8 protein-coding genes are annotated in these 6,127 nt (G+C 74.7%); 5 read left to right on the top strand and 3 right to left on the bottom strand.

From position 1 onward, the window contains the following. Both H5J29_RS17810 and H5J29_RS17805 read right to left on the bottom strand, forming a co-directional pair. The coding region (locus H5J29_RS17810; RefSeq protein ID WP_220187571.1) for an ATP-binding cassette domain-containing protein at positions 1–182 on the bottom strand (182 nt) is incomplete at its 3' end. Positions 183–981: 799 nt separating this feature from the next. Then, the gene (locus tag H5J29_RS17805) at positions 982–1,890 is read right to left on the bottom strand and encodes a helix-turn-helix domain-containing protein (RefSeq protein WP_181782080.1); all 909 of its coding nucleotides are present in this window, start codon (positions 1,888–1,890) and stop codon (positions 982–984) included. A gap of 74 nt (positions 1,891–1,964) precedes the next feature. On the opposite strand from H5J29_RS17805, the gene H5J29_RS17800 reads away from it, so the two are divergent. The 4 genes from H5J29_RS17800 (at position 1,965) to H5J29_RS36260 (ending at position 4,515) form a co-directional block, all read left to right on the top strand. After that, positions 1,965–2,657, top strand: coding sequence for a M50 family metallopeptidase (locus tag H5J29_RS17800; RefSeq protein WP_181782079.1), 693 nt, complete (start codon positions 1,965–1,967; stop codon positions 2,655–2,657). A 13-nt stretch (positions 2,658–2,670) separates the two neighbouring features. After that, entirely contained in the window at positions 2,671–3,099 is a 429-nt protein-coding gene (locus H5J29_RS17795) for a nitroreductase/quinone reductase family protein (RefSeq protein ID WP_181782078.1), read from the top strand. A gap of 62 nt (positions 3,100–3,161) precedes the next feature. Then, a complete protein-coding gene (locus H5J29_RS17790; protein ID WP_181782077.1) occupies positions 3,162–3,593 on the top strand; it encodes a GlcG/HbpS family heme-binding protein in 432 nt (143 codons plus the stop codon). After that, positions 3,586–4,515, top strand: coding sequence for an EamA family transporter (locus tag H5J29_RS36260; RefSeq protein ID WP_181782076.1), 930 nt, complete (start codon positions 3,586–3,588; stop codon positions 4,513–4,515). Before H5J29_RS17790 ends, H5J29_RS36260 begins: the two co-directional genes overlap by 8 nt. Positions 4,516–4,643: 128 nt before the next feature. Here H5J29_RS36260 and H5J29_RS17780 read toward each other — a convergent pair whose 3' ends face one another. Continuing rightward, the gene (locus H5J29_RS17780; RefSeq protein WP_181782075.1) at positions 4,644–5,543 is read right to left on the bottom strand and encodes a TIGR03619 family F420-dependent LLM class oxidoreductase; all 900 of its coding nucleotides are present in this window, start codon (positions 5,541–5,543) and stop codon (positions 4,644–4,646) included. Between the two features lie 135 nt (positions 5,544–5,678). On the opposite strand from H5J29_RS17780, the gene H5J29_RS17775 reads away from it, so the two are divergent. Further along, positions 5,679–6,127: ATP-binding protein (locus H5J29_RS17775; RefSeq protein WP_181782074.1), on the top strand; the 449-nt coding region annotated here is incomplete at its 3' end.

Genomic DNA, 6,127 nt, shown 5'->3' with positions numbered 1-6,127 from the left:
CGGACCCCGAGCTGTGCGGCGAGGGCGAGGGGCTCCTCGGACTCCAGCTCGTCCGCCTCGGCCCGCAGCACCCCGTACTCCGGCGGGAGGTCGTGGACCAGCGCGTCGAGCAGGGCGGACTTGCCCGAGCCCGCCTCGCCCTGGATCCACACGACCCGGGGCGGGTCCGCGGTGGCCCCCACCCGCCCCCCCACAGCCCTGCCGACCCACCCCTGACCACCCACCCGCGAGTCCCCCGCTTCCGACGCGCGAGTCGGACACCCCAGCGCGCGAGTCGGACACCCCGGCGCGCGAGTCGGACACCCCGGCGCGCGAGTCGGACACCCCAGCCCGCGAGTCGGACACCACGGCGCGCGAGTCCCCCGGTCCCGACGCGCGAGTCCGACACCACAGCGCGCGAGTCGGACACCACAGCGCGCGAGTCGGACACCACAGCGCGCGAGTCCCCCGGTTCCGACGCGCGAGTCGGACACACAGCCCGCGAGTCGGACACCACAGCGCGCGAGTCCCCCGGTTCCGACGCGCGAGTCCGACACGAAGGCACGAGCCAGACACGACGATGCGCGAGGCCCCGACGCACACGTCCGACACGTACCCCTGAATCGGCTACGACGGCCCGCGAGCCGGACACCACGGCCCGAGAGGGCGAACCCCGGTGTCCGGCCCGAGGCGTGCACCGCCGCGCCGCCGGGGCCCAGGTAGCCGAGCGCCGCGACCAGGGTGAGCCAGAGGCCCCCGGGCTAGTAGGACCGTGGAAGGACTCCGCGCTCTACCGCCCGTCGTCGCACTTCCACGGGTCCGACAGTTGACCCACGATCGCACCCGCGCGTGAGCCGACCCGACAGCGTGTGGTCATGGACCTGGCCGCCCTGTGGTGTCCGACTCGCCCGCCGTGGTGTCCGACTCGCGCGTCGGAAGTGGGGGACTCGCGGGTTGTGGTGTCCGACTCGCGCGTCGGTAGTGGGGGACTCGCGGGGCGGGTCAGGTGGTGAGGGCCTGGGCGAACCACTCGAAGGCGGCGGCGTTCCGGGGGGCCGGGGGCCAGCCGTTCAGGATCCCCAGGAGGGTCCAGTACCGCTCCACGCGGCGGTCGGTGAAGGTGGCGATGGTGGCCGCCAGCTCCGCCCGCTCCGCCACCGGGAGCGGACCCACGATCCGCTCGACCACCTCCGCGGCCTGCGGGGAGGCGGGGTCGATCCCCTCCCGCAGGGCCGCCCCCGCGTGCTCGGCCACCGCCGCCGGGTCGGCCGCCGCGGTAGACGGCGGCAGCGCCGAGCCCCCGACCGCCATCTCCCGCACCCGCGCCCGGAAGGCGGGGTCGCCGACCAGCTCGGCCAGCTCCACCCAGGCCTCCACCTGCTCGGTCGTGGGATCCTCCGGCAGCTCCGTGGGCATCGTCCGCATCGAGGCGGCGATGCCCGCGCCGGGCGCCTCGGGGTCGGTGCCCGCGAACGTCTCGGTCACGAACTCCGCGATCATCCGCTGCCGCTCCTCGGCGGACAGCCTGGCCAGGTCGTTCATCAATGTCAGCTCCCTCGGTGTGTGCCCGCCGCGGGCGAGCACCGTGCACACGGCACGCTGCACCCGCAACGCACGGATCCGGTCGTCGATGGCCCGGACGTGCGCAGCCGCCACCTCGCCCACCTCGCGGCGGCTCAGCAGCACCTCGCGCACGTCCTCCAGCCCCATCCCGAGCTCACGCAGGGTGCGCACGAGATCGAGCCGGGCCACGGCGGCCGCGTCGTACCGCCGGTAGCCGGACGCCGTCCGGTCCGTCTCCGGGAGCACCCCGGAGTCTGACCAGAACCGGATCGTCCGGACGGGCACCCCGCTGCGGCGGGCGAGCTGCCCGATCGTCAGCAGGGGCGCGGTGCGGTCTGTCGCGGTCACGGGACCCACCTTCGAGCTTCCAGTCGCTGGAGGGTCAAGTCTCCCGCACAGGTCGGGCTGGAAGACTCGGGCGCGTGCTCCCTCCCGAGATCCAGGGCGTGCTCGACGGGTTCGCCGCCCGCCCGGCCGAGCTGGCGGCGGCCGCCGCGGCGCTCGTCGTCGTCGCCTGGACGCTGAGCTGGCGGCTCACCCGCACGGTCGTGACCATCGCCCACGAGGGCGGGCACGCGCTCGTCGCGGTGCTGGTCGGGCGCGGTCTGACCGGCATCCGGCTGCACGCCGACACCTCCGGGGTCACCCATTCGACGGGCGCGGGCCGCGGACCGGGCGTGGTGCTGATGTTCCTCGCCGGGTACGTGTTCCCGCCGCTGCTCGGGCTCGGCGGGGCGGCGCTCGTGGCGGCGGGGCACGCCGACGTCCTGCTGTGGCTCGGCGTGGGGCTGCTGGTGGCGACGCTGGTCCACGTCCGGAACCTGTTCGGCGTGGTCGTCGTGCTGGTGACGGGCGCGGTGCTCGGCGCAGTGGCCTGGTGGGCGCCGCCGGTGTGGCAGGCCGGGTTCGCGGCGGCTCTGTGCTGGTTCCTGCTCTTCGGGGGGCTGCGGGCGGTCCGCGAGCTGCAGCGCAGCCGTCGTCGACGGCGCACCACGACCTCCGACGCCGACCAGCTCGCCGCCCTCACCCACCTGCCGGGCGGAATGTGGGCGGGCGTGTTCGGATTGATCGGACTGGCGGCGACCGTCGCCGCCGCATGGATCGTGTTCGGCTGAGAGGAACGTCGCAGTGCCCGAGGATTTCAACGCCCGCGTCATCCGTGAGTTCAAGGAGAACGACGGCAAGGTCGGCCCGCCCTTCGAGGGCGCGCCGATGATCCTGATCCACCACCGGGGGGCGAAGTCCGGCCAGGTCCGGACCACGCCGCTCGTCTACTTCCAGGAGGAGGGCGAGGTCGTGATCGTCGCCTCTGCGGCGGGCGCCCCGACCCACCCGGCCTGGTACCACAACCTCAAGGCGAACCCGGAGATCACGGCGGACATCGCCACCCCGGACGGCGTGGACAGCACGACCGTCGAGGCGTCGGAGATCACCGGCGAGCAGCGGGACTCCCTGTGGGACAGGATCGTGGAGCGCAACCCCGGCTTCGGCGACTACGCCGCCAAGACCGAGGGCGTCCGGACCATCCCGCTGTTCCGGCTCAGCCGGGCGGCCTGACCCTCCCCGCCCGACCAGGCACCCGCAGCGTCGCGGGCCGGTGGTCTGACAGGGTGCTCCCCGTGAGCATCTCGTTGGACCAGGCCCGCACGATCGTCGACGCCGCCCTCGCGCACGGCACGGAGCAGGGCTTCAACCCGCTGACCGTCGCCGTCCTGGACCCGGGCGGCGCCGTCGTCGCCCTCGCCCGACAGGACGGCTCCGGGTTCCTCCGCCCCGACCTGGCCACGGCGAAGGCCAGCGGGGTGCTGGCCCTCGGCATGACCAACCGGGCCATCGCCGCGCGCGCCGCGGACTCCCCGGAGTTCTTCACCTCCGTCGCCACGCTCGCGGGCGGCAAGATCCTCTCCGTGCCCGGCGGGGTGTTCGTGAAGGACGCCGAGGGCACGCTGCTCGGCGCGGTGGGCGTGACCGGCGACCTCTCGCTCCACGACGAGGCCGCCGCCGTCGCCGGGATCGAGGCAGCGGGGCTCGTCGCCGTGACCGGTGAGTGAGCCCGCGAGCCGGGCAGCGACGGTCGGGCTCGCGTTCGCGGTCGTCTCGGCGACCTCCTTCGGCCTGTCCGGCCCGTTCGCGAAGGCCCTGATCGACGCGGGCTGGTCGTCCGCGGGCACCGCGCTGGTCCGCATCGGCGGGTCCGCGGTCGTCGTGCTGCTCCTGCTCGCGGTCACCCGGCCCGGCGTCCTCGCGGCGCTGCGCCGGGACGCCCCGGCGATGGTGCTCTACGGCGTGCTGGCGATGGCGGGCGTGCAGGTCGCGTTCTTCAACGCCGTCCGGTACATGCCGGTCAGCATCGCGCTGCTGCTCGAGTACCTCGGCCCGGTGCTGGTCATCGCCTGGGTGTGGGTGGTGCGCAGGCAGCCGCCGAGCCGCCGGACGCTGGTCGGGGCGGGGACCGCGATCGTCGGGCTGCTGATGGTCGTGCAGGTCTGGTCGGGGACGGCGGTGGACCCGGTCGGGCTGGCCTGGGGGCTGGTCGCCTCGGTGTGCCAGGCGAGCTACTTCCTGCTCGCCGACCGGGCGGGCGCGGACACCCCGCCGCTCGTGCTGGCCGGCGTCGGGATGGCGGTCGGGACCGTCGTGGTGGCCGTGCTGGGCGCGGTCGGCCTGCTGCCGATCGTGCTGAGCACCCCCGACGAGGTCGTCCTCGCCGGCACCGACCTGGGCTGGGTCCTGACCGCCGTCCTGCTGATCCTCGTGTCGACGGTGCTCGCCTACCTGACCGGGGTCCTCGCGATCCGCCGGATCGGCGCGGCCCGCGGCTCGCTCGTCGCCCTGCTGGAGGTGGTGGTGTCCGCGCTCGCGGGCTGGCTGCTGCTCGGCGAGGTGCCCGCGGCGATCCAGCTGGCGGGGGGCGCGCTGATCCTGCTGGGCGTCGCGCTCACCCGCCCGCGACCCGAGGTCCTGCCCACCTAGTGTCCCGATCCCGCGCCGCCCTCGGCGGCGTCGCCGGACCGCCCGACTACAACCTGGTACGAGGGCGGCCCGGCTGCCTTGCCGGGAACGACGTGGATCACCGGGCCCGGCGGCGCCGGATCGGGACACTAGCGGCTCGCCTCGATCCGCAGCTGCTCCAGCAGCTTGACCTCGTCGTCCAGGTCGCCCGCGGCGGCGTTGGAGAAGAGCACCTGGTCCACGCCGGTGCCCTCCAGCCGCGCGAGGTCGTCGGCGATCTGGCGGGGCGAGCCGCCGAGGAAGGGTCGGTCCGTGCCGATCGGGTCCAGCGTGATCGGCACGTTCGCCCGCGCGGCCACGACGAGCGTCCCCGGGTGCCTGCCCTCGGCCCGCGCGGCCGCGTGGAAGGCCTCGGTCAGCCCGACGAGCGACTCGTAGGTGAACGCGAGCGGGTTCAGCCCGTCCGCGATCCGCGCGGCGCGCGCGATCCCGCCCGGCGTGTTTGAGCCCATCAGGACCGGGATGTGGGCCTGGACGGGCTTGGGGTTGACCTCCGACGGCGCGATGGTGTGGAAGCGCCCCTCGAAGGCGACCGGATCGGGGCCCCAGCAGGCGCGCATCGCGGCGACGGCCTCGTCCATGCCCGCGCCCTGGCGGCTCATCGGCACGTTCACCGTCTCGAACTCCTGGGGCATCCAGCCCTGGCCCAGCCCGGCCACCACGCGGCCGCCGCTGAACCGGTCGAGCGTCGCGAACCGGCGGGCGAGCACGACCGGCGGGTGCATCAACGCGTTCATCACGCTCGTCCCGAGTGCGATCTCACTGGTCAGCGCCGCGACGTAGCTGAGGGTCTCCAGCGGGTCGTAGGCGGTGCGGTAGTACTCCGGGACGCGGCCGAAGCCGGGGATCTCCGCGTACGGGCGCAGCAGCCGCTCGAAGGTCCACAGCGTGGCGTAGTCGAGCTGTTCGGCCTCCTGGGCGATCCGCGCGATGGCCTCCGGCGAGGCGAGCGGGCCGTCGTGGGTGGGCAGTCCGACACCGAGTTCCATTGCTCCTCCTGGGTTCGTGGTGACGAGCACCAGGCTCACCGACGGCGCGGCGGCGGAGATCGGTACCGGCTGCCCATTGATGCCCGGCGGGGTCGGTGCCTTGAGGCCTGCGGTGGGCGATGACACGATCACGCCGTGCCGGACCTCCTGGAACGCCAGGACGACCTGGACTCGCTGCTGGGCGCGGTCGACGCCGTCCGCGCGGGGGCCGGGCGCGTCGTCCTGCTCACCGGCGAGGCGGGCATCGGCAAGACGGCGCTGGTCCGGGCGTTGCGTGCGGCCCTCGACCCGGAGGTGCGGGTCCTCGCGGGGGCCTGCGACGACCTGCTCGCCCCTCGCGCGCTCGGCCCGCTGCGCGACGCCGCGCACGGCACCGGCGGGCCCCTCGAACGCGCGCTCGACACCGAGTCCCCGGACGCGGTCTTCGCCGCGGCGCTGGCGCAGCTGTCGCGCCCGACGCTGCTCGTCGTCGAGGACGTGCACTGGGCCGACGACGCCACCCTCGACGTCCTGCGCTACCTCGCCCGCCGGATCGACACGGTGCCCGCCCTGCTCCTGCTGACCCTGCGGGACGAGGGCGCGGG

The organism is Pseudonocardia pini (genome assembly GCF_013870575.1).
Taxonomy (GTDB): domain Bacteria; phylum Actinomycetota; class Actinomycetes; order Mycobacteriales; family Pseudonocardiaceae; genus Pseudonocardia; species Pseudonocardia pini.
This window is presented reverse-complemented; position numbering and strand designations above follow the sequence as displayed.

Bases quoted from the DNA above. Each gene is read 5' to 3' on its own strand.
- H5J29_RS17780 (WP_181782075.1), bottom strand. From the start codon at position 5,543: ATGGAACTCGGTGTCGGACTGCCCACCCACGACGGCCCGCTCGCCTCG.